This window comes from Paraburkholderia tagetis (assembly GCF_022213065.1).
In the GTDB taxonomy this organism is placed as follows: Bacteria; Pseudomonadota; Gammaproteobacteria; order Burkholderiales; family Burkholderiaceae; genus Paraburkholderia; species Paraburkholderia tagetis.
On record NZ_JAKLJA010000001.1, the window covers coordinates 252,920 to 272,504 of the forward strand.

General features: G+C 60.5%; 17 protein-coding genes. 10 read left to right on the top strand and 7 right to left on the bottom strand.

Annotated features, from left to right (window positions below; all coding sequences use genetic code 11):
* Window positions 1–50: 50 nt before the first annotated feature.
* Window positions 51–1,424 (bottom strand): MFS transporter, encoded by a 1,374-nt coding sequence (locus tag L5014_RS01075; protein WP_238461734.1) that lies wholly within the window; start codon window positions 1,422–1,424, stop codon window positions 51–53.
* Between the two features lie 9 nt (window positions 1,425–1,433).
* A complete protein-coding gene (locus tag L5014_RS01080) occupies window positions 1,434–1,946 on the bottom strand; it encodes a MarR family winged helix-turn-helix transcriptional regulator (RefSeq protein WP_238461735.1) in 513 nt (170 codons plus the stop codon).
* A gap of 297 nt (window positions 1,947–2,243) precedes the next feature.
* Here L5014_RS01080 and L5014_RS01085 point away from each other — a divergent pair, with 297 nt between their 5' ends.
* Window positions 2,244–3,425, top strand: coding sequence for a porin (locus L5014_RS01085; protein ID WP_238461736.1), 1,182 nt, complete (start codon window positions 2,244–2,246; stop codon window positions 3,423–3,425).
* Between the two features lie 118 nt (window positions 3,426–3,543).
* Here the strand turns inward: L5014_RS01085 and L5014_RS01090 are convergent, their stop codons facing one another.
* The 3 genes from L5014_RS01090 to L5014_RS01100 are packed head-to-tail and all read right to left on the bottom strand — an operon-like array spanning window position 3,544 to window position 6,740.
* On the bottom strand, window positions 3,544–4,536 hold the full coding sequence (locus L5014_RS01090) for an ABC transporter substrate-binding protein (RefSeq protein ID WP_238461737.1): 993 nt from the start codon (window positions 4,534–4,536) through the stop codon (window positions 3,544–3,546).
* 17 nt (window positions 4,537–4,553) lie between these two features.
* Complete coding sequence (locus tag L5014_RS01095) at window positions 4,554–5,489, bottom strand: PDR/VanB family oxidoreductase (RefSeq protein ID WP_420799992.1); 936 nt, start codon at window positions 5,487–5,489, stop codon at window positions 4,554–4,556.
* Between the two features lie 18 nt (window positions 5,490–5,507).
* Complete coding sequence (locus L5014_RS01100) at window positions 5,508–6,740, bottom strand: Gfo/Idh/MocA family protein (protein WP_238461739.1); 1,233 nt, start codon at window positions 6,738–6,740, stop codon at window positions 5,508–5,510.
* Between the two features lie 216 nt (window positions 6,741–6,956).
* Here L5014_RS01100 and L5014_RS01105 point away from each other — a divergent pair, with 216 nt between their 5' ends.
* The 5 genes from L5014_RS01105 (at window position 6,957) to L5014_RS01125 (ending at window position 12,890) form a co-directional block, all read left to right on the top strand.
* Window positions 6,957–8,249, top strand: coding sequence for an aromatic ring-hydroxylating dioxygenase subunit alpha (locus L5014_RS01105; protein WP_238461740.1), 1,293 nt, complete (start codon window positions 6,957–6,959; stop codon window positions 8,247–8,249).
* A gap of 86 nt (window positions 8,250–8,335) precedes the next feature.
* Entirely contained in the window at window positions 8,336–9,385 is a 1,050-nt protein-coding gene (locus tag L5014_RS01110; RefSeq protein ID WP_238461741.1) for a Bug family tripartite tricarboxylate transporter substrate binding protein, read from the top strand.
* A 91-nt stretch (window positions 9,386–9,476) separates the two neighbouring features.
* Window positions 9,477–10,178 (top strand): class II aldolase/adducin family protein, encoded by a 702-nt coding sequence (locus L5014_RS01115; RefSeq protein WP_238461742.1) that lies wholly within the window; start codon window positions 9,477–9,479, stop codon window positions 10,176–10,178.
* A gap of 165 nt (window positions 10,179–10,343) precedes the next feature.
* Window positions 10,344–12,392 carry a tripartite tricarboxylate transporter permease gene (locus tag L5014_RS01120; protein ID WP_238461743.1) on the top strand — a complete coding sequence of 683 codons (2,049 nt, stop codon included), beginning with the start codon at window positions 10,344–10,346 and terminating at the stop codon, window positions 12,390–12,392.
* Window positions 12,393–12,410: 18 nt separating this feature from the next.
* Window positions 12,411–12,890 carry a bacteriohemerythrin gene (locus L5014_RS01125; RefSeq protein ID WP_238461744.1) on the top strand — a complete coding sequence of 160 codons (480 nt, stop codon included), beginning with the start codon at window positions 12,411–12,413 and terminating at the stop codon, window positions 12,888–12,890.
* Window positions 12,891–12,992: 102 nt separating this feature from the next.
* Here L5014_RS01125 and L5014_RS01130 read toward each other — a convergent pair whose 3' ends face one another.
* On the bottom strand, window positions 12,993–13,961 hold the full coding sequence (locus tag L5014_RS01130; protein WP_238461745.1) for a PDR/VanB family oxidoreductase: 969 nt from the start codon (window positions 13,959–13,961) through the stop codon (window positions 12,993–12,995).
* A gap of 238 nt (window positions 13,962–14,199) precedes the next feature.
* On the opposite strand from L5014_RS01130, the gene L5014_RS01135 reads away from it, so the two are divergent.
* The 4 genes from L5014_RS01135 to nadC all read left to right on the top strand — a co-directional run bounded on the left by L5014_RS01135 (window position 14,200) and on the right by nadC (window position 18,339).
* Window positions 14,200–15,540, top strand: coding sequence for an MFS transporter (locus L5014_RS01135; protein WP_238461746.1), 1,341 nt, complete (start codon window positions 14,200–14,202; stop codon window positions 15,538–15,540).
* Window positions 15,541–15,584: 44 nt separating this feature from the next.
* The gene (locus L5014_RS01140; RefSeq protein ID WP_238461747.1) at window positions 15,585–16,577 is read left to right on the top strand and encodes an ABC transporter substrate-binding protein; all 993 of its coding nucleotides are present in this window, start codon (window positions 15,585–15,587) and stop codon (window positions 16,575–16,577) included.
* 171 nt (window positions 16,578–16,748) lie between these two features.
* The gene (locus L5014_RS01145) at window positions 16,749–17,339 is read left to right on the top strand and encodes a MarR family winged helix-turn-helix transcriptional regulator (RefSeq protein WP_238461748.1); all 591 of its coding nucleotides are present in this window, start codon (window positions 16,749–16,751) and stop codon (window positions 17,337–17,339) included.
* Between the two features lie 154 nt (window positions 17,340–17,493).
* Window positions 17,494–18,339 (top strand): carboxylating nicotinate-nucleotide diphosphorylase, encoded by an 846-nt coding sequence (gene nadC, locus L5014_RS01150; RefSeq protein WP_238461749.1) that lies wholly within the window; start codon window positions 17,494–17,496, stop codon window positions 18,337–18,339.
* A 66-nt stretch (window positions 18,340–18,405) separates the two neighbouring features.
* On the opposite strand, the gene L5014_RS01155 is transcribed toward nadC, so the two are convergent.
* Window positions 18,406–19,581, bottom strand: a complete 1,176-nt coding sequence (locus tag L5014_RS01155; RefSeq protein ID WP_238461750.1) for a Gfo/Idh/MocA family protein — start codon at window positions 19,579–19,581, stop codon at window positions 18,406–18,408.
* Window positions 19,582–19,585 lie beyond the last annotated feature (4 nt).

Here is a 19,585-nt window from a genome sequence, read left to right on the forward strand (position 1 = left end):
ATCCTGGCGGCGGGTGGGGCCGACGCGTGCATCGTGTGATATGGCGTTTCTCAAATCGGGCGGCGCCGCACCAGGCGGGAAAGGCTGAGCATCGCGGCAGCCGTGGCGAAGATGGCTCCAGCAGTCAAAGCGATCGGACCTGCGTGACCCGGTGCAATCATCAGGATAAGCGCGGTCAGTACAGCGCCGAGGGTCTGGCCGAGCGTGCGTGACGTGCCGATCATGCCGCTCGCATTGCCCGTGCGACCCGGCGGCGCGGCTGCCAGAATCGCCCGGTTGTTCGGCGTCTGAAACAATCCGAAACCGATCCCGCACACCGCCATGCGCCAGCCGATATCGACCGAAGTCGGGTGAGCAGGCAACATCGCGAGCAGCGCCAGACCGACGGCCAGAATGGCAAGTCCAACACCCCCGAGCGCGCCCGCCTCGTAACGGTTCGACAGCGTGCCTGCGAGGGGGGCCACGATAATGATGGCGAGCGGCCACGGCGTAATCAGCGCGCCCGTTTCCATTGCGCTATGCCCAAGCGCGTCCTGCAGCATAAAAGGCAGTGACACGAACGCCAGCATCTGCGCGGTGAAAGAGCAGATCGAAGTGAGCACGGCGAGAAGAAATGCTGGCCTGAGCAGCAGGTCCACTGGGAGCAGCGGTTGTGGACGGCCCCTCTCGCGACGCACGAGCAGCCACGCGCAAAGTGCCGCTACGGCAAGCTGGACTACGACGCCTGCGCTGATACCATTGCTGTGACCCATGCGATCCACGCCGAGCACGAGCAGGCCGAACGCTGCCGCATTCAGCAGGGCGCTGCCATAGTCATAGGGTGTTTGGGTTATAGGTGGACGGGGTAGCGCCGAGAAACTGACGAAGAGCGTGATAAGCCCAAGCGGGACGTTGATTGCGAATAACCACGGCCAGGGCGCAACGGACAGAATCGCCGCCGCAATCGTGGGGCCGGCAGCGGTAGAAATCGAGACGATCGAAGCATTGATGCCTACACCACGACCGAGCAGCCGCGACGGATAAATCGTCTTGACGAGTGCGGTGTTAACACTGCTGATACCTGCTGCACCAAAGCCCTGCAAGACGCGTGCGAAGATAAGCGCATCAAGCGACTGCGACATCGCGCACATCAGCGATGAACACGTGAAAAGCGCAAGGCCTCCGATATAGATGCGCGCGTAGCCCACACGGTCACCCAGCGACGACAGCGGCAGCAGCGACATGACGATCGAAAGCTGGTACGCGTTGACGATCCACACTGACTCGGACGGGCTGGTGTGAATCGTCTTCGTGATGGTCGGCAATGCCACGTTTGCAATCACGCTGTCGAGCATGCCAAGCGCAGTCGCAAGTGAAATGGCAAGTACGCCGAAATAAAGCCGGCCGCCGGTCAATCCATCCTGCGCTGTCGCGGACTGTTGCATGGGGAGGTGCTATGCGGTGGGTTCGTCGCTTTGCGCATCGTTCTGTGCAAAGGCGTTGGCGCGCGCAAGGTTGTCGATGATCGCAAGCAGTGTCTCGCGCATGACGGCAACATTTTTTACCGGAATGCCGGCAAGTGCGATCTCGTTGACCTCCTCCGCGGCAGGGACCAGCAACGCACGCAACGATGCGCCCTTGGGCGTGAGAAACACCCTGACCTGCTTGCGGTTGTCCGGCATTTTTTGGCGCGTGACGTAGCCGAGCTTCTCCATCGACTGCAGTGCCGAGAAAGTCGTGGGTTCCTTGACGCCTGCCTGCTCGCTCAATTGCCGCTGCGTAATGCCGTCCGTCTGCCAGAGGATGCGCAGGAACGTCCAGTGGCCATACATCACACCATGCACCCTCAGGCGGGTTTGTAGCGCACTCGACAAGCCACGGTAAGCGTCCTTGATCAGATGCGCGATGCGCTCGTCATTGACCACGCGCGATGCGGATTTCGGTGCCTCGAGTCTGGCTGAGTTCATCTGGTGCACTCCGTGAGTTAGGTACGCCATCGTAATAGTTACCTAAGCAAAAAATTGTTTCTGATAAACCGAGGCCGTGATTGCATGGGCTGTGTATTTGAGTTAACCCTAGCAGTCATGTGTTTTGTGAAGATGGTAGTATTGGAGAATTATAACTTAGGTAGCTAAGTAAAACAAGGTGAGCCAGCGGGGGCGCGTCCAAAAGTTGAGGCGTGCCGTTCTTGCGTCGCCTGCGGTGTATCGAAGTTCCTGTCTTGACAGGAATGCGGCGAGACGAATATCAACGAAGGAGACCTTATGAAGAAGTGGATTGTTCTGGGTGCCGGGCTAGGCGTTGCCGGTACAGCATTCGCGCAAAGCAGCGTGACACTGTATGGCTTGCTCGACGTAGGTGTGAACTACACGAGCAACGCAGGCGGCAAACAGCTTGTCAACATGACCTCGGGCATGTTGAACGGCAGTCGCTTCGGGTTGCTGGGCAGGGAAGACCTGGGCGGCGGGCTGGCTGCGGTATTCCGGCTTGAGAACGGATTCGACATAACGAACGGCAAGCTCGGACAGGGTGGTTTGATGTTCGGTCGTCAGGCTTACGTCGGACTGGCGGACAAGCACTACGGCACCGTGACGCTGGGCCGCCAGTACGATTCGATTGTGGAATTTGTCAATCCGTTTGCCGTTGCCAATACGTGGGGCGGACCGCCTCTTGCGCACCCCGGCGACGTTGACCAGATGGCGCACACCAATCGTACCAACAGTTCGATCAAGTACACCAGTCCAGAATTTTACGGCTTTCGTGTCGGCGGTCTGTATGGGATCGGCGGAGTGCCGGGCGACATCTCGCGCAACCAGATTTATTCGCTCGGCGCAAGCTATGAGCACGGTCCTTTTACCGCTGGCGTTGGCTACCTGAACGTGCGTCAGCCCAATGTCTCGTTCTGGGGGGATACCGGTGCGCCCGCTGCTGTATCGCGTGGCGTACCGGGTGCGAATTTCGCAGGCTCGCCCGTGACGACAGGATTTGCATCTGCGAATTCGTTGCAGGCAATCGCGGTCGGCGCGGCGTACCAGATAGAATCGGTGAAGCTCGGCGCGAACTACTCGAATACGCAGTTCCGGGGCCTCGGTGATCATTCGGCCGGACCGGTTCCCGCAGGCGGCATCAGCGGAACCGCAACCTTCAATACGGGTGAAATCAACGTCACGTGGCAGGCAACGCCTGCTTTCACGCTCGGTGCCGTGTACGAGTACACGAAGACGTCCGGCGTGAGCGGTCACACGGGGGCATCGTACAATCAGGCCGCACTTGGCGCGCAATACGCACTCTCCAGGACGACGCTGGTTTATCTGCTTGGTGTCTATCAGAAGGCAAGCGGTACGGATTCAACCGGGCATGATGCTGTTGCGTCGATCTACAACATCACGCCGTCTGCAACGAATCACCAGGCTTACGTGCGCCTCGGACTCGAAAAACGTTTCTGATGCAATGAAACAGGAGCGACTCCCGGCGCCCAAACCGCGCCGAAAGCGCTCCCCAGGTCGCCGGCCCGTCGGGAATCGGGCCGCGCACAACGCAGCCCTGTTCCTGATTGAAACGGGATTAAATGCCGAAATTTTCCAGGCTGGCGGGATGGAACAATTCCTTCGCGTCGAGCAGACGACTGGACAAACCTTCTTCATGATGACGCTTCAGGAAGCGGTTCATCGCGTGTTCGTTCGCGGCGAACCCGTATGACCAGAAGTCTTCACCCATCAGCTTGCGGGCAGCGCGCAACTGGTCTTCGATGAACGGCAGCGTGACTTTGGTAGCGGACGTGTCGGACAGGCGCGCGAGCGCAACCGCTTTCGACTTCTCGAATGCCTTCGTCACCGACATCGGTAGCCACGGGTGCTGTTCAACGAGGGTGCGGCGGATGCCGAGCGTGTGCATGATCGGGAACAGCTTCGTGCGCCGATACCAGTCGGCGGCCACTGCCTGCGGGTTGTCGAATAAATACTTCACGTTCGGGGCGCCGCGATCGAAACACGACGGCGCACGCGGGCCGATCAACGCATCGATTTCACCGGCTTCGAGCATGCCGGAAATCGTCTTGCCTTCGGGTGCGTGCTCCAGCTTCACGTCCGCAGGCAGATTCAGCGTGATCTTCTCGACACGCGCCGGGTCCTCGTAGCCACCGCGCACCCAGGTCACGTCAGACGGTTTTACACCGTACTCCTCTTCAAGAAAGAGGCGCACCCAGACATTCGCGGTCAGTTGATATTCGGGCACGCCGATGCGCTTGCCCTTCAAGTCCTCCGGCTTGTTGATGCCGGCGTTCGTGTTGACGTACACGGACGTGTGACGGAACGCGCGCGACGGGAAGACGGGCACGGCGACATACTGCGACGTGCCCGCTGCGGTCTTGACGCAATAGCTGCTCAGCGACAGCTCGCAGATATCGTAATCGGCATGGCGGAACGCACGGAAAAAGATTTCCTCAGGCTCCTGCAGCATGAACGTCGGATCGACGCCTTCAATCTGCACGTCTCCATCAACCAGGGGGCGCATGCGGTCGTAGGGTCCGACCGCAACCGAAAGTGGCAACTTGCTCACACTGTCTCCTTCAGGAATTAAAGATCAAGGACCAGTTCATCCGACTTCGCGCGCGAAACGCAAATCATGATGGCGCTGTCGTGTTCGTCATCATCAAGCACAAAATCGCGATGATCGGCCTCTCCGGAACAAAGTGTCGTCCGGCAGGCTCCGCAAGTTCCCGCCTCGCAAGAGCTGGGCGTCTCGATGCCTGACTCACGCAACGCTGCCAGGATGCTTTGTCCCGGCGCGACCTGCACGCGGATACCGCTGCGCTGTAGCGTGATGGTGAAGCCGCTCGATGCATCGCCAGTAGAACCGCTGGTGCCGAAATCCTCGAAGTGCACCGCTGACGATGGCCAGCCCGACGCGCCGTCACGGACAGCCTGCATGAGTGGGCGGGGGCCGCAGCAATACAGGTGCGTATTGCCTTCACGCGTTGCGAGCAGCTTCGCAAAATCGAGTGACTGTTCAGGGTTGCCGTAGTCGTGGTGAACCTGCACGCGACACGACGGCAGGGATGAAAACTCGCCGAGAAAGGCGGTCGTCTGGGGCGAGCGCGTGCAGTACACAAGGCGGTAGCGTGCACCTCGTGCATCCAGTTCGGCCATCATGGCACGCATGGGCGTGATGCCAATACCGCCCGCGATTAGCAGGTAGTCGGACGCCTCGTCTGTGAGCGCGAAATAGTTTTCCGGTACCGATACCTTCATCCGCATGCCGACTTTCGCGTCATTGATCATGCTGAGGGAGCCGCCCCGGCTGTTCGGATCGAGTTTGACCGCGACAATATAGCGGTCGCGCTCGGACGGGGCGTTGCACAGCGAGTAGCGGCGGCCGATACCCGACGGCGTTTGGATCAGCACATGCGCGCCGGCAGTGAATGACGGTAGCGGTTTGCCGTCAGGCGAGCGGAATTCGAATTGGTAAATGCCGTCAGCAAGCGCCGCCTTGCCGGTAACATTGAGCAGCATTGTGTCATTCATATTTCTTTAGACCGGTCTTGCCGGTGTCTCCCTGGAATAAAAGGATTTGGGCGCACACTGGTGCGTCAATGAAATTTCGCAGCCATTGCGTGACGAATGCAGTGCGGCCAGGCAGATCTCGAGGTTGGCCAGTCCCCATTGACCATCGTGCAGCGCTGGCCGGCGCCCGATGATGGCGTCGTAAAACTCCGCGATCACACGCTCACGCGGCGACGTGTCCGTGCGCAGCTTGAGCGGGGACACGCCCTCATCCGTATAGACGAGCAGCCCATCCGGTGACTGACGAATTTCTCCGCGCTCGCAACTGACGAGCGTGAGGCCGAAATGCGGTTGATAGGGCGCGCGGCCGGGAATGGCGTGTTTTGCGCGTTCCTGTTTCGCGCGCAGTTCGTCCTCGGGCGCGGCGGCCGTGCGTGAGCGTGCAGGGGCATGCGCAGGTGCTTCAAACCCCCATTCGCCAATGCCGCCGACTAGCTCGGTACTGGCAAAGCGGCCGTAGCCGTTATAAACAGCCGTTGCCGCCGCACCGTTCGCGAATTCGATAAACACAATATGCGCGCCGGTCGCGCTGCGCTGCGGGTCAAAATCGAACGCCTTTGCACGCACGGTGCGCGCTTGGCCGCCACACAACAGCCGGATGATGTCGAACTGGTGTGCGCCTTGACGAATCGTTACGCCACCGCCTTCACTGTCGTCCAGTTCATCCGGGCGTCGCGGACGATAAATCCAGTCGCTGTAGCACCAGGTGTTCACCATCCGTACTTCACCCAGGTCGCCGCCCGCGATCAGGTTATGCATCACGTGAATGGGTTCATCGTAGCTGTGCGAATGGCCGACTAGCAGCACAACCCCCGAAATAGTTGCGGTCTCAACCATCGATTGCGCATCGGCCAGGCTGGCCGCCATGGGTTTCTCTACGAGGACATGCTTTCGGGCACGGCATGCCAGTTCCACGTGCTCGCGATGCAACTGCGTAGGCGAGCCCACATACACGCAATCAAGACCAGGATGCAGCAACAGTTCTTCGATCCGGGCGTAGGTCGCAATGCCGAATTCGGCAGCGGCTTGCGCGCGGATCTGCTCGACAGGATCGACGATGGCGGCCAGTTCGAATTCAGGATGACGGGAGACGGCGGGCAGGAAGGCGCGTGCTGCCGTACCGAATCCGACCATGCCAAGGCGCACACGCCCTGAAGGTTTCGAGTTTGAGTTCATGGATTCTCCGGGTGCGAGTGCCATAAACTTAGCTAACTAAGTTTCCGTTGTCAATTAATCCGTGTTGCTTGCCTCATGAATCCTGGCGAAGCCGAACCAATGTAGCGCGTGTTCCGGGAATCGTCGGGCTGAAACGTCTGGTAGGTGTTTACCAGCATTGTTACTTAGGCACCTAAGTTTAAGATGCACAGAAAGTTAGCCGTCGAATCATTTCACCGCAACACATTGAGGGAAACCTGTATGTTGACCGCAGAGCAGAATGAAGAACTGACGCGCGTGGGGCGCGGCACGCCGATGGGCGACCTGATGCGCCGTTACTGGCACCCGTTCGCCGCGTTGTCGGAAATGGATGGCAAGTGGACAAAGAGCGTGCGCCTGCTGGGCGAAGACCTCGTGCTGTTCCGCGATCGTCAGGGCAAACTCGGTCTGATCGCGGCACAGTGTCCGCACCGCCGCGCATCCTTCCTGCACGGTATTCCGACGGAAAATGGCATTCGCTGCCCCTATCACGGCTGGGAATTCAACGGCGCCGGTGAGTGCCTGAACCAGCCCAATGAGAAGGACAGTTCGGAATTCCGCAAATCCATTGCAACGGACTCCTACCCGATCGAGGAACTGGGCGGCCTGCTGTTTGCGTACATGGGGCCGCCCGAACTGAAACCGTTGCTGCCGAAATTCGACGGTTTCGTTGCGAAGGGTGCAATCCGCATGATGGGCCGTGTGGTGCTGCCGATCAACTGGTTGCAGATCATGGAGAACTCGCTCGATCCCGTTCACACCGAGTGGCTGCACGGTCACCACTATGAATTCCTGAAGGAGCAGGAAGGCATCAAGGTCGCAATCAGCACGCACCACGAGAAGATCGACTTCAAGGAATTCGAGTACGGCATGACCAAGCACCGTCTGTTGCAAGGTCACTCGGAACAGTCAGACGACTGGCAGGTCGGTCACCCGATCGTGTTCCCGAACATGCTGGCAGTGGGCAACGGCAACGAGGCGACGCGCTACTACTCGTTCCAGATTCGCGTGCCGGTTGATGACGAGAACACACTGCACCTTTGGTACAACGCGTATGTACCGCCGAAGACCGCCGAAGTGCCGGGGTATCTGTACGACAAGGTGTACACGTATAACGTCCCGTACAAGGATGCGGACGGCGAATTCATCGTGGACAACGTCGACGGTCAAGACATGATGGCCTGGATCACCCAGGGCACGATTGCCGATCGTACAGCGGAGAACCTGGGTTCGACCGATATCGGCATTGCAATGTACCGAAAGATGCTGCGTCGCGAGATCCGCAACGTGGCGGGCGGAAAAGACCCCAAGGGCATCGTGCGCGACGCGGCGAAGAACGAGTGCATCGTGCTGCCGAATGAGAAGGACAAGCATCACAACAGTGACGGCTTCTCCAGCTTCATGCTGCGCACGCATGCGAAGTATTCGCCAATCGCGCGGGATGTCGTGAAGGTGTTCGAAGGGCGCAACGTGGAAGGCAACGCGAAGGCAGCGGTCCCAGGCTTCCAGTATTAAAAACAGCGGGTGCCCGGAAGTTTTTGAAAGCGTCCGGGCACTTTCTCAGACATCGTATGCATGAGACAAGCGGCAGGAGACAAGCGATGAAAGGGCAAACAAGGCGGAGTCGTAACCGCTGGCGCTGGATTATTCCGGCGGCACTGGCAGTATCTACCGGATGGCTCGGTACCGCGCACGCCGAGAGTGTGCAGGACTTCTACAGCGGCCGCACGGTGAACATGGACATCGGCTACTCGGTTGGGGGCGGCTATGACATGTACGCACGGCTGCTCGCTAAACACCTCGGGGATCACCTGCCCGGCAACCCGACCATCACGCCACAAAACATGCCGGGCGCGGGCAGTCTGAAGGCGGCAAATTATCTCTACAGCGTTGCGCCCAAGGATGGCGCAACGATTGGCACGTTCGGTCGCACGATGCCGGAAGAGCCGCTGCTCGGCGAAGCAGACTACGACGCACGCAAGCTGGTCTGGCTCGGTAGCATGGACAGCGATGTGTCGTTGTGCGTGACGTGGCATACGTCGCCCATCAAGACGTTCCAGGACATGCTCACCAAGCCCTCGCGCTTCGGCGGTCAGGGTGCGGGTTCCGATCCGGACGTGATGGCGAATACCATCAGGAATCTCTTTCACGCAAAACTGCAACTCGTGACTGGCTATCCCGGCAGTAACGAAAGTGCGCTCGCGATGCAGCGTGGCGAAATCGACGGTGAATGCGGCACGTCGTGGAGCACGTTGCGCATGCGTCACCCGGACTGGCTGCGGGACCACAAGGTCAATCTGATTGTGCAGATGGCGCTTGAGAAGCACCCGGATCTGCCAGACGTGCCGCTGTTGTCCGATCTTGCATCCGACGCAGAAACGAAAAAGGTGCTGATGGTTATCGCCGCAAGCCAGGCGCTCGCCCGTCCGTTCGCCGCGCCTCCCGGCATTCCTGCTGATCGTGCTGACGCGCTGCGCAAGGCGTTCGCGGACACGATGAAAGACCCGGCATTCCTTGCCGATGCGAAGAGCCTCGGTGTCGAAGTCCGTTACGTTTCGCCGCAACAGATCAGCACCGTGCTCAAGGACGTTTACGCGACTTCGCCGGATCAGATCGCCAAGGCCAAGGCCGCAGTTGGCGGGCGGATGTAACGCAACAGACACATGAACGGGGCGGTGCCGCCCCGTTGTTCAATTGAGCAATCCATCAACTCATCAGTTCATCCATTGCACGAGGGATTTTATGACGCTTGAAGAAGCGCAACAGAAGCTCATCGACGCCGGCCGCATCCTCGAAACAAACGGTCAGGGAGATTTCACGCGCGGACACGTGTCGGTGCGCTTGCCGGGTGACGCGTCGAAGTTCATCATGAAGCCGCACAGCTACGGTTTCGATGAAATCACGCCGGAGAATATCGTCGTGTGCAACCTGGACGGCGAGAAGATCGGCGGTGCAGGGCGGCGTCACAGCGAGGTGTTCATTCACTCTGAAATCTACAAGGCGCGGCCTGACGTGATGAGCGTGATTCACACGCACCCGATTCACGCCGTTGCACTGTCTGCCACGGGCAAGCCGTTGAAGATGGTCAGTCAGCCTGCCTGCACCTTCGCGGATGGCGTGCCCTACTACACCGACACGATGAACCTGATTCGCACCGAGGACATGGGGCGCGGCGTGGCGATGGCGCTCGGCAATTCGAAAGCGGTGCTGATGCGCAATCACGGTGTAGCGGTTGCCGGTCGCACGATCGAGGAAGCGGTGATACTCGCGCTTGCGCTCGATGAGGCCTGCCATATCCAGCTTCTGATGGAAGCGGCAGGCGGTGAAGGCGCCGTGTTTCCGGACGAGGACGTGCGGCGCCTGCATGATCAGGTGACGCGACCGGAGCAATTCACTATCAATTTCGACTACCTGCGCCGCAAGGTGAATCGCGCTGTGGGCTGAACGCGGACGGCAACACAAGGACTGGCAGCGCTGCAACTCGCCGATTCCGGCAAACGCAGCGCTGCTCTGCCATGGGTCATACAGTAACAACGGAGACGACAACATGTCCGTTCGTCATGATTTGGCGCGTTCACTGCACGCGTATATTCAACAGGAGCGGCATTCATGCTAAACGCTGCGCTTCATGCGTTCGTCATCGTGATGGACCCGATGCGGCTGCTCACGATGCTGGGCGGCGTGATACTCGGTCTCGCACTCGGTGTCGTGCCGGGCCTTGGCGGCATCGTCGGACTCGCGTTGCTGATTCCGTTCACTTACCATATCGACGGCTACACCGCATTTGCGCTGCTGCTCGGCATGGCGGCAGTGACTACCGTATCAGACCTGATTCCCGCTGTTCTATTCGGCGTGCCCGGCACGGTCGGTGCGGCGGCCACCGTGATCGACGGTCACCAGATGGCCCGCAAGGGGCAGGCGGCACGTGCGTTCGGTGCAGGGTATATGTCCTCGCTTTCGGGCGGCATTTTTGGTGCGCTGCTGCTCGCGCTGCTGTTGCCATTTCTGCGCACGCTCGTGATGTACGTAGGCTCCGCTGAGTTACTGGCTTTTTGCATTTTCGGCCTTTCGATGATTGCGGTGCTCAGTGGCAAGGCGCCACTCAAGGGACTGGCTGTCGCGTCGTTCGGGCTGATGCTGTCACTCGTTGGTTCCGATCCGCAGACCGGTACGCTTCGCTGGACCTTCGGGTCATTTTATCTGTGGGACCATTTACCGCTTGTGCCGGTCGCACTCGGCATCTTCGCGATTCCCGAACTGGCAGATATGGCAATCGAGCGCACAAGTATCGCGCGCCATACGGATACGCCAGCCGTCAGCGGTAGCCAGTGGGATGGAATTCGCGACGCCATGCGCCACTGGTGGCTTGTCCTGCGTTGCAGCGGATTAGGTGCTGTGCTGGGCGCAGTGCCTGGTGTCGGTTCGGCGGTGATCGACTGGATGGCGTACGCGCACGCGCTGCGCACAGAGAAGAACCCTGAATCATTCGGGCGGGGCGACATTCGCGGGGTGATTGCAGCGGAAAGCTCGAACAACGCGAAGGAAGGCGGTCACCTGATTCCAACCATTGCGTTCGGCATGCCTGCAGGCGCCTCGATGGCGTTGTTGTTGAGCGCGTTCATGATGCACGGTTTCACGCCCGGCCCGGAAATGCTGACGAAGCACCTCAGCGTCACCTACGCGATCATCTGGACCTTGGCAATTGCGCACATGATGGGTGCCGTAATCTGTTTGTTGGGGAGCCGCCTGTTCGCGAAGCTCGCAACCGTGCGCGTAGGTGTGCTGTTGCCGCTGATCCTTGCGATTCTCTTTCTCGGTGCGTTCAACGCAAGCATGAGCTGGGGTGACATCTGCTCACTCGTACTGTCCGGTGCATTCGGCTGGATAATGAAGCGTCTCGACTGGCCGCGTCCGCCGCTGATTCTCGGTCTGGTGCTCGGTAGCATGTGCGAGCGCTACTATTTCATTTCGACCGAGGTCTACGGTACGGGCTTCTTTACGCGTCCGATCGTGCTGGTGGTGTTGCTGGCCGCGCTGTGGGTTGTGATCGGCCCGACCGTACGCGGTGGGTATCGACGCCTGAAAAACCGCAATGGGGCAGACGTGGCGCCGCGCACGAAAGCGAGATGGGCCGTGCGCCGTTTCGATCATCGATCGCTGTTTGCGTTCGTGATGATGCTGATTCCAGCCGCTGCGATCTGGTCCGCGCGGGGTTGGAACTTCGGCGCGAGACTGATGCCGATGACGGCCGCATCAGCCGCGTTGCTGTTCTGCGTGTTGATCTTCCTGCGACAGCTCGTGACGATCGAGGGCGGCGCGGTAGCTGCCGCAACGTCGAACGCGCACGACCTGCCGCAGCACGCTGAGCCGGTACCGGCACACCTGGTACGTAGCCGGGGCCTGCGCTTCTTCCTCTGGATTACCGGTGGACTGGCGCTGGGTTATGGCATCGGCCTGATACCGGCGCTGTTCGTTCTCGTGATGATGCTCGCGCGTTTCGAGTTTGCCGAACGCTGGCGGACGTCCATACTCATGTCGGTGGTGGCGAGCGTTATCCTGTGGGCCGTCTTCGATCGAATTTTTGCAGTTACCTGGTCCCCGTCTATACTCGGCAACATGGTGCCGGCGCTGAGGGGTGCGACCGGTGGATTACTCTAACGCAGTGGGAACAAAGCAATGAGCACAATGGAGCGAGCAAGAAACCTTGAAGCCCCGGAGCGGACCAGCGATAACAGCATGGTCTGGTCCGACGCGCGGCTGCTGGGCTTCACGCCAATGGATGATGTGCATAAAGAATTCTACGATGTGGCGCGCGCAATGGTGACCTGCTCGGACGCTACCGCCTTGGCTGCCATCGAGGCATTCGAGGTGCACGCGGTCAGCCATTTTGATCAGGAAGACGAATGGATGCGCGCGACGAACTTCCCGCCACGCGACTGCCACATCGACGAACATGCGGCGGTGCTGAAGTCGGTCGGTGAGGTGAAGGCGGCAATCGCGGAAGGCCGGGCCGGCGCAGAACTGGCACGAGATCTCGGCCTGCATCTTTTCGAGTGGTTTCCCGGTCACGCGGACTACCTGGACTCGGCGCTGGCGGCATGGATGACGAAGCAGGCGATGGGCGGCAAGCCTGTCGTGTTCAGACGATCGATCTGATTGCGCGTGAAAGCCCGGCTGGACCCACTGGCCGGGAATGCTGCAAATGCAAAAAAACGCGGCGAGCGATGCTCGACGCGTTGGTAATTCGCCCCGCGAAACTCAAAGATCGAGAACTAGCTCCGCGGACTTCGCACGCGACACGCAGACCATGATCTGCGTTTCTTTCTCGTCGTCGCGCAATACGAGATCCCGATGATCCGCCTCGCCCGCACACAGCCCCGTCCTGCACGAGCCGCAGGTGCCGCTTTCGCACGAACTCGGTACGTGCACGCTCGCGTCGCGCAGCACCTCGAGGATCGAGCGACTGGCGGGAATGTCGAACGACGCGCCGCTGCGTGACAGCCGCACAGTGAACGGCGTGTTTTCGCGCGAATTCGCATTGCTTGCACCGAAGCTCTCGAAGTGAACCGTGCCCGACGGCCAGTGGCCAGTCATGTCACGCACGGTGTCCATCAGCGCCTGCGGGCCACAGCAATACACGTGTTGTGCCGACTTCGACTTCTCGAATACGGGCCAGAAGTCGAATGCTTGCGCCGGGTCGCCGTGATCGTGATGAATCTTCACGTCCGAACGCCATTCGTCGCTGGTGAGTTCATCGAAGAACGCCGTGCCTTCCGGATCGCGCGCGAGATAGTACAGCTTGAACGAGCGCAGGCCTTGCGCGCGTAACTGCCGCGCCATCGACAGCATCGGCGTAATGCCGATACCGCCCGCAACGAGAATGAATGACTTGGCACGCTCATCGAGGGGAAATTCGTTGCGAGGCAAAGAGACGTTCACGACGTCGCCCTCGGCCGTATCGTCGATGAAGCTCATCGAGCCGCCGCGTCCGTTGCTGTCACGCTTCACCGCGATGACATAGCGATTGCGCTCCTGCGAGTCATTGCACAGCGAATAACTGCGGCGCGAGCCGTTGGGCACCACGACGGTCAAGTTCGCGCCCGCCTCGAATGGCGGCAACGGCGCGCCGTGCGGGTCGGTCAGTTCAAAGCGCCAGATGTCACGGGCGATCTTCTGCTTGCCTGCAATCTTCAGACAAAGAAAGCCGTCTTCCTGGGGTGTCGTCATGTCTGTCTCCTTCTGACCGATCCGGTTGGTGTATGCCTCAACACGCATTGCATCATATTGCTAGATATCTAATAATGCAAGTCGAGAATCGTGATACTTCGCGATCTTGCTCTCGGTATAAACCCGTGCTTGCCAGCGGCATAAAGCCGCCGTAACCTGAATATTAGAGGTCTAATTATATGGCGAGAGGAACACTGTTCCAGCCGGTATCCAGAGTGAAATTCGGAGAGATTCAGACATGGCACATTCAACGTTGCACTCCGGGGACATATCCCTGCCTGGCGTAGCCGATTCAGCGGCTGAGGAGGCGACTTACCGCAAGATCACGCTGAGGTTGATGACCTTCCTGTTCTTGTGCTGGGTCCTCAACTATCTCGACCGCGTCAACGTCAGCTTCGCCCAGTTGCAACTGAAGCACGATCTCGGTTTGAGCGACGCCGCGTATGGCCTCGGCGTGAGTCTGTTTTTTATCGGCTACATCCTGCTCGAAGTGCCGAGCACGCTGTTGCTGCGGCGCATTGGCGCCCGCAAGACTGTCACGCGGATCATGCTGCTGTGGGGCGGCATTTCCACTGCCATGGCGTTCATGAGCGCGCCATGGCAGTTCTATCTCGCCCGCACGCTCCTCGGCGCGGCCGAGGCGGGCTTTTGGCCTGGCATCATCCTCTACCTCTCCTACTGGTATCCGTCGAAGCGCCGTGCGCGTATCACGTCGCGGTTCCTGCTGGCGATCGCGGTTGCGGGGATCGTCGGCGGTCCGCTTTCCGGGTATATCCTGCAAAACTTCATGGGCGTCTGGGGCTTTCGTAACTGGCAGTGGCTGTTCTTCCTCGAAGGATTGCCTGCCGTGGTCGCCGGCGTCGTCGCCTACTTTTATCTGATCGACCGGCCGCAAGATGCGAAGTGGCTGACCGAGGATCAAAAGCGCATTGTCATTGGCGCGCTGGATGAGGAAGGTCGCGGCAAGCCGCACAACTCGCCGAGCACGCTCCTCGCCGCGCTGCGCGATCCGCGCGTCTACGTGATCGCCGCAGGCTGGGCCACGGTGCCCATTTGCGGAACCATCCTTAACTACTGGACGCCCACGATCATCAAACAGGCGGGCGTTTCCAACCTGTTGCAGATCGGCTTCATGTCGGCGCTGCCTTATATCGTCGGCGCCATTGCGATGCTGTTCATCGCGCGCAGCTCGGACCTGCGGCTGGAGCGCCGCTGGCACTTCGTCACGGTGACGACGGCGGGTGCCGCGGGCGCCGTTCTCCTCACCCTCGTCGCGAAGCACTGGCCGGCTGCAATCGGTTGCCTGAGCCTCGTCTCGATCAGCTATTTCGCCGCTGCGGCCATTATCTGGACCATCCCGCCGACCTACCTCAAAGGCACGGCAGCCGCCGGCGGTATTGGCGTAATCAGCAGCCTTGGACAGGTGGGCGCTTTTTTCGCGCCTATCGTCCTCGGCTGGGTAAAAAGCGTGAGCGGCAGTTTCTCGGCGGGCATCCTGCTGGTGGCCTTGTTGACATTTGCCGGCGGTGTGGCCGTGTTGATCGGCGTGCCTCGAGAACAGCAAAAACGCAACGCGTGACGCCGGATGCGGCATCAAGCAATTTCATTGTGAAAGGAACAGAAATGAGCAAGCTTCAACTCTCTATCGCCGTGGGCAACTACGACCGGATGCGCCCGCTGATCGACGGGGACGTGCAGATCGACGGCGTGGATCCCGTGTTCATGCTGCAGGATCCAGAAGAGATCTTCTTCCGGGCATTCCGCCATGCCGACTATGATATTTGCGAGCTTTCGCTCAGCAGCTATTCGGTGAAGACGGCAGCGGGCACGTCGCCGTATATTGCTGTGCCCATCTTTCCGTCGCGTGCGTTTCGCCACAGCTCGGTCTATGTGCGCGCGGATCGCGGCATCGATCGGCCAGAAGATCTCAAGGGCAAACGCATTGGCGTGCCCGAGTATCAGCTCACGGCCAACGTGTGGGTGCGGATGTTTCTCGAGCAAGAGTACGGCGTGAAGGCCTCGGATATCCGCTGGGTACGCGGCGGTTACGAAGATCCGACGCGCGTGGAAAAAATCTCGCTCAAGCTGCCCGAGGGCGTCGTGCTGGAAAACGCGCCGGAAGGCCGCACGATTTCGAACCTGCTCGCCGAGGGGGAGATCGACGGCGTGATCGGCCCGCGCGCGCCTTCGTGTTTCGAGCGCGGACACCCGCAGGTGAAATACCTGTTTGACGATCCGCAGAAGGCCGCGGCCGAGTGGTACGAGCGCCGCAAGCTCTTTCCGATCATGCATACGCTCGGCATCCGCAAGACACTTGCCGAGCAGCATCCGTGGTTGCCCGGCGCGATCGTCAAGGCATTCGAGAAGTCGAAGGAGGTCGCACTCGCACGTCTGTCCGACACCTCGGCGACCAAGGTGACGCTGCCGTTCATTGAAGACCAGTTGCGCAACGCGCGACGGCTGATGGGCCAGGACTTCTGGTCGTACGGTTTCGCCGGGAACGAGCACGTGATCGACCGCTTCCTCGCCCAGCACCATGCGGAAGGGCTGTCGGCCAGGCGCGTGGAGCCCGCCGAACTGTTCCATCCGGCCAGTCTGGAGAGCTTCAAGATCTGATGGTCTGGAATCAGACCGGCGTGAGCGCCGGCATTCACCATACGTTCCGAGCGGCGAATCGCGACGAATCGCGGCGGGTGCGAGGCGCTGGCGCGCCTTGCGGGCAGTGGCTCAGCCACCCGTTTAGGCGATAATTGTCGGCACTTCAGTCATAACGGCGGTGAGGAATGTATGGCAACAACACGTTCTACGGGCAAGTCCGGTGAGCAGAACACGGACCCCATTTTGCGGCACTGGCGCGAGGCGGTGCCCGACGATCGTCTCGCCCACCTGGTGAAGGATGCAGCCCGCGCGATGGTGCGCGGGCTGCAGATGCGTCTCGCGCAGCATGAGGTGTCGTTCGGCCACTGGGCGTTCCTGCGGGTGCTGTGGGTCAAAGACGGGCTTACGCAAAAAGAGTTGAGCGACGAGACCGGAACCACAACGCCCACTACGTTCAGCGCGGTGCAGGCGATGGAAAAGCTCGGCTACGTCGAGCGTCGTTATGCCCCCGGCAACCGCAAGAACACGCATGTGTATCTCACCGCGCGCGGCCGGAGCCTGAAAAAAAAGCTTGTGCCGCTGGCTGAAGAAGTCAACGAGATCAGTGTCGCTGGCTTGAAAAGCACCGAGATCAGTGTCGCGCGGAAGGTGCTGCTAACGATCATCGAGAACATGGCACGCGACGAATCCGAGTCGGACGACCCGGCGCTGCGCATGCCGTCGACACGCGAAGTCGGCCACCTGATCGCGGCACGCGGGGAAGAAGTCGATCAGGATTGAGGGGCAGCGCGGCGTTTCAGGTCATTCCCGGGTGCAATCCCGAGTGGTATTTTAATTACAGATCTAATAATATTGACGGGCGTGCCCAATCCACCACGGGCACGACGGCAGGCCACTGCATGCCGCTTTCCCGCTTAAAAAATACGGATCTGAAATGGATGCAATGACCCGCGCGGCGATGACGCGCAACGTCCGCGATGCACTCGCGGAAGATGTCGGCGAGGCCGACTGGACGTCGCTACTGATCGACCCCGACGCTTCAGCCGAAGCCGTCCTGACCGTGCGCGAGCCTGCCTTGCTGTGCGGCAGGCCGTGGTTCGACGAAACACTCCAGCAGGTCGACCCGCGCATCGCGATTGAATGGTTTGTCGGCGAAGGCGAACGGATGCTCGAAGGGCAGGCCGTGTGCCGGATCGCTGGCCCGGCGCGCGGTCTACTCACCGCCGAGCGCACCGCGCTCAACTTCATTCAGTTGCTTTCTGGCGTGGCCACCGAGACGAACGTGATGACGCGGATCGTCGAAGGCACGTCCGCGCGGATTCTCGACACGCGAAAAACGCTTCCCGGCTTGCGCCTCGCGCAAAAGTACGCAGTGCGTATTGGCGGCGGCGAAAACCATCGTCGCGGGCTGTACGATGGCATCCTGATCAAGGAAAACCATATCGCGGCAGGCGGCGGGATTGCATCGACGCTTCGTGCCACCGAAGCATTGGGTGCGGGTGTGCCCGTCCAGGTCGAGGTGGAGACACTCGATGAGTTAAATGAGGCGTTGGCTGCGGGCGCCACGGCGATTCTGCTCGACAATTTCTCGATCGAGGCGATGCGCGAGGCGGTGCGTGCCACCGCAAGGCGTGCTGAGCTGGAAGTCTCGGGCGGTGTGACCGAGGCAACGTTGCGCACCATCGCCGAGACCGGCGTGGACCGCATTTCGTTAGGTAAGCTGACGAAGAACGTCAGGGCAATTGATTTTTCGCTGCGCTTTGCAGCATTCGCCGGGTAACGAGAGAAGGGAGAGGAGGGAGAGGAGGCGCATGGGTATGCGCCTCCTGGAAGTTGGGCGCTGCGATCAAAGCACGATATCGGCGCCCGTTTCGCTCGACTTCAGAATCGCGATGCAGATTTCCAGCGTGCCTTTTGCCCATTCGCCATCGTGAAGCGGTGCGCGTCCGTCGACGACCGCGCCATACAACTCGTCGATGACTTCGGCGCGCGGTACGGCCGGTGAGGGCAGTGGCAGCGTTTCGCGCCGCTCGTCGCCGTAGATGACGATCGAGTCTGGCAGTGGGCGCAGGTCGGCGTGTTCGCAAGACACGATCACCGGGCCGAAATGCTGATGAAATCGCCGAGGCTCATCGGCCGCAGACGAAGGCGGGTTGTATGCCGAGCCGCCGTATGTGCCGGCCGCCTTGAGCCTGGCTTCATCGCCCGACGACGCCAGGTTCTCCAAACGGCGTCGGGCGCTGCCATACGTGTCGGGGCTCGTGCGCTCGCCCATCTCGCCGATCCAGCCGCTCCACTCTTCAGTGTTGAAGTGGCCGTATCCGTTGTACGAGAGCGAGGCATAGGCGCCGTTCTCGAACCAGATCAGCGCCGAGTAGGCGCCCTCGGTCGGGCGCGATGGGTCCCACCGGCCGACGCTCGCCCGCAGCCGTGTCGCGCGCGAACCGGCGAGCATGCGCACGATATCGACCTGGTGTGCCGCCTGACTGAAGACGGCGCCGCCGCCTTCGGTTGTCGCCAGTTCCTCCGGCCGGCGAGGGCGGTACAGGTAGTCGGTATAGTTGACCGCCTGAATCATTTTCACCGCGCCGAAATCGCGGAGGTCGATCAACTCGCGCGTACGCAGGTACGGCGTATCGAAACTGTGGCAATGGCCGACGATCAGATGCACGTTCGCCGCGCGGCATGCTCCGATCATGCGATCGCAGTCCGCAGCGGCGAGTGCCATCGGCTTTTCAACCAGCACGTGTTTGCCTTTGGCCGCGGCAATTTCCGTATGCCGCGCGTGGAACTGGTGCGGACTCGCAACGTAGATGATTTCGACGTTGGGGTCGTCCGCCAGATCCGCCACGTCCGCATAGGTGGGCGCTGCGAAATCGGCTGCGAACTGCCGCCGCGCTTCCTCGCGCGGATCGCACGCGGCGACGAGCTGGATTCTGGGGTCGCGCAGGAAGGTCGGCAGCATCAGCGAGAATGCCCGTCCCAATCCTGCGACCCCGACGCGCAAACGACGGTGCTCCATGGCC

Bases quoted from the DNA above. Each gene is read 5' to 3' on its own strand.
- L5014_RS01130 (WP_238461745.1), bottom strand. From the start codon at position 13,961: ATGACGACACCCCAGGAAGACGGCTTTCTTTGTCTGAAGATTGCAGGC.
- L5014_RS01140 (WP_238461747.1), top strand. From the start codon at position 15,585: ATGAGCAAGCTTCAACTCTCTATCGCCGTGGGCAACTACGACCGGATG.
- L5014_RS01115 (WP_238461742.1), top strand. From the start codon at position 9,477: ATGACGCTTGAAGAAGCGCAACAGAAGCTCATCGACGCCGGCCGCATC.
- L5014_RS01100 (WP_238461739.1), bottom strand. From the start codon at position 6,740: ATGGCACTCGCACCCGGAGAATCCATGAACTCAAACTCGAAACCTTCA.
- L5014_RS01110 (WP_238461741.1), top strand. From the start codon at position 8,336: ATGAAAGGGCAAACAAGGCGGAGTCGTAACCGCTGGCGCTGGATTATT.
- L5014_RS01085 (WP_238461736.1), top strand. From the start codon at position 2,244: ATGAAGAAGTGGATTGTTCTGGGTGCCGGGCTAGGCGTTGCCGGTACA.
- L5014_RS01095 (WP_420799992.1), bottom strand. From the start codon at position 5,489: ATGCTGCTCAATGTTACCGGCAAGGCGGCGCTTGCTGACGGCATTTAC.
- L5014_RS01145 (WP_238461748.1), top strand. From the start codon at position 16,749: ATGGCAACAACACGTTCTACGGGCAAGTCCGGTGAGCAGAACACGGAC.
- nadC (WP_238461749.1), top strand. From the start codon at position 17,494: ATGGATGCAATGACCCGCGCGGCGATGACGCGCAACGTCCGCGATGCA.
- L5014_RS01075 (WP_238461734.1), bottom strand. From the start codon at position 1,424: ATGCAACAGTCCGCGACAGCGCAGGATGGATTGACCGGCGGCCGGCTT.
- L5014_RS01135 (WP_238461746.1), top strand. From the start codon at position 14,200: ATGGCACATTCAACGTTGCACTCCGGGGACATATCCCTGCCTGGCGTA.
- L5014_RS01080 (WP_238461735.1), bottom strand. From the start codon at position 1,946: ATGAACTCAGCCAGACTCGAGGCACCGAAATCCGCATCGCGCGTGGTC.
- L5014_RS01105 (WP_238461740.1), top strand. From the start codon at position 6,957: ATGTTGACCGCAGAGCAGAATGAAGAACTGACGCGCGTGGGGCGCGGC.
- L5014_RS01125 (WP_238461744.1), top strand. From the start codon at position 12,411: ATGAGCACAATGGAGCGAGCAAGAAACCTTGAAGCCCCGGAGCGGACC.
- L5014_RS01155 (WP_238461750.1), bottom strand. From the start codon at position 19,581: ATGGAGCACCGTCGTTTGCGCGTCGGGGTCGCAGGATTGGGACGGGCA.
- L5014_RS01120 (WP_238461743.1), top strand. From the start codon at position 10,344: ATGCTAAACGCTGCGCTTCATGCGTTCGTCATCGTGATGGACCCGATG.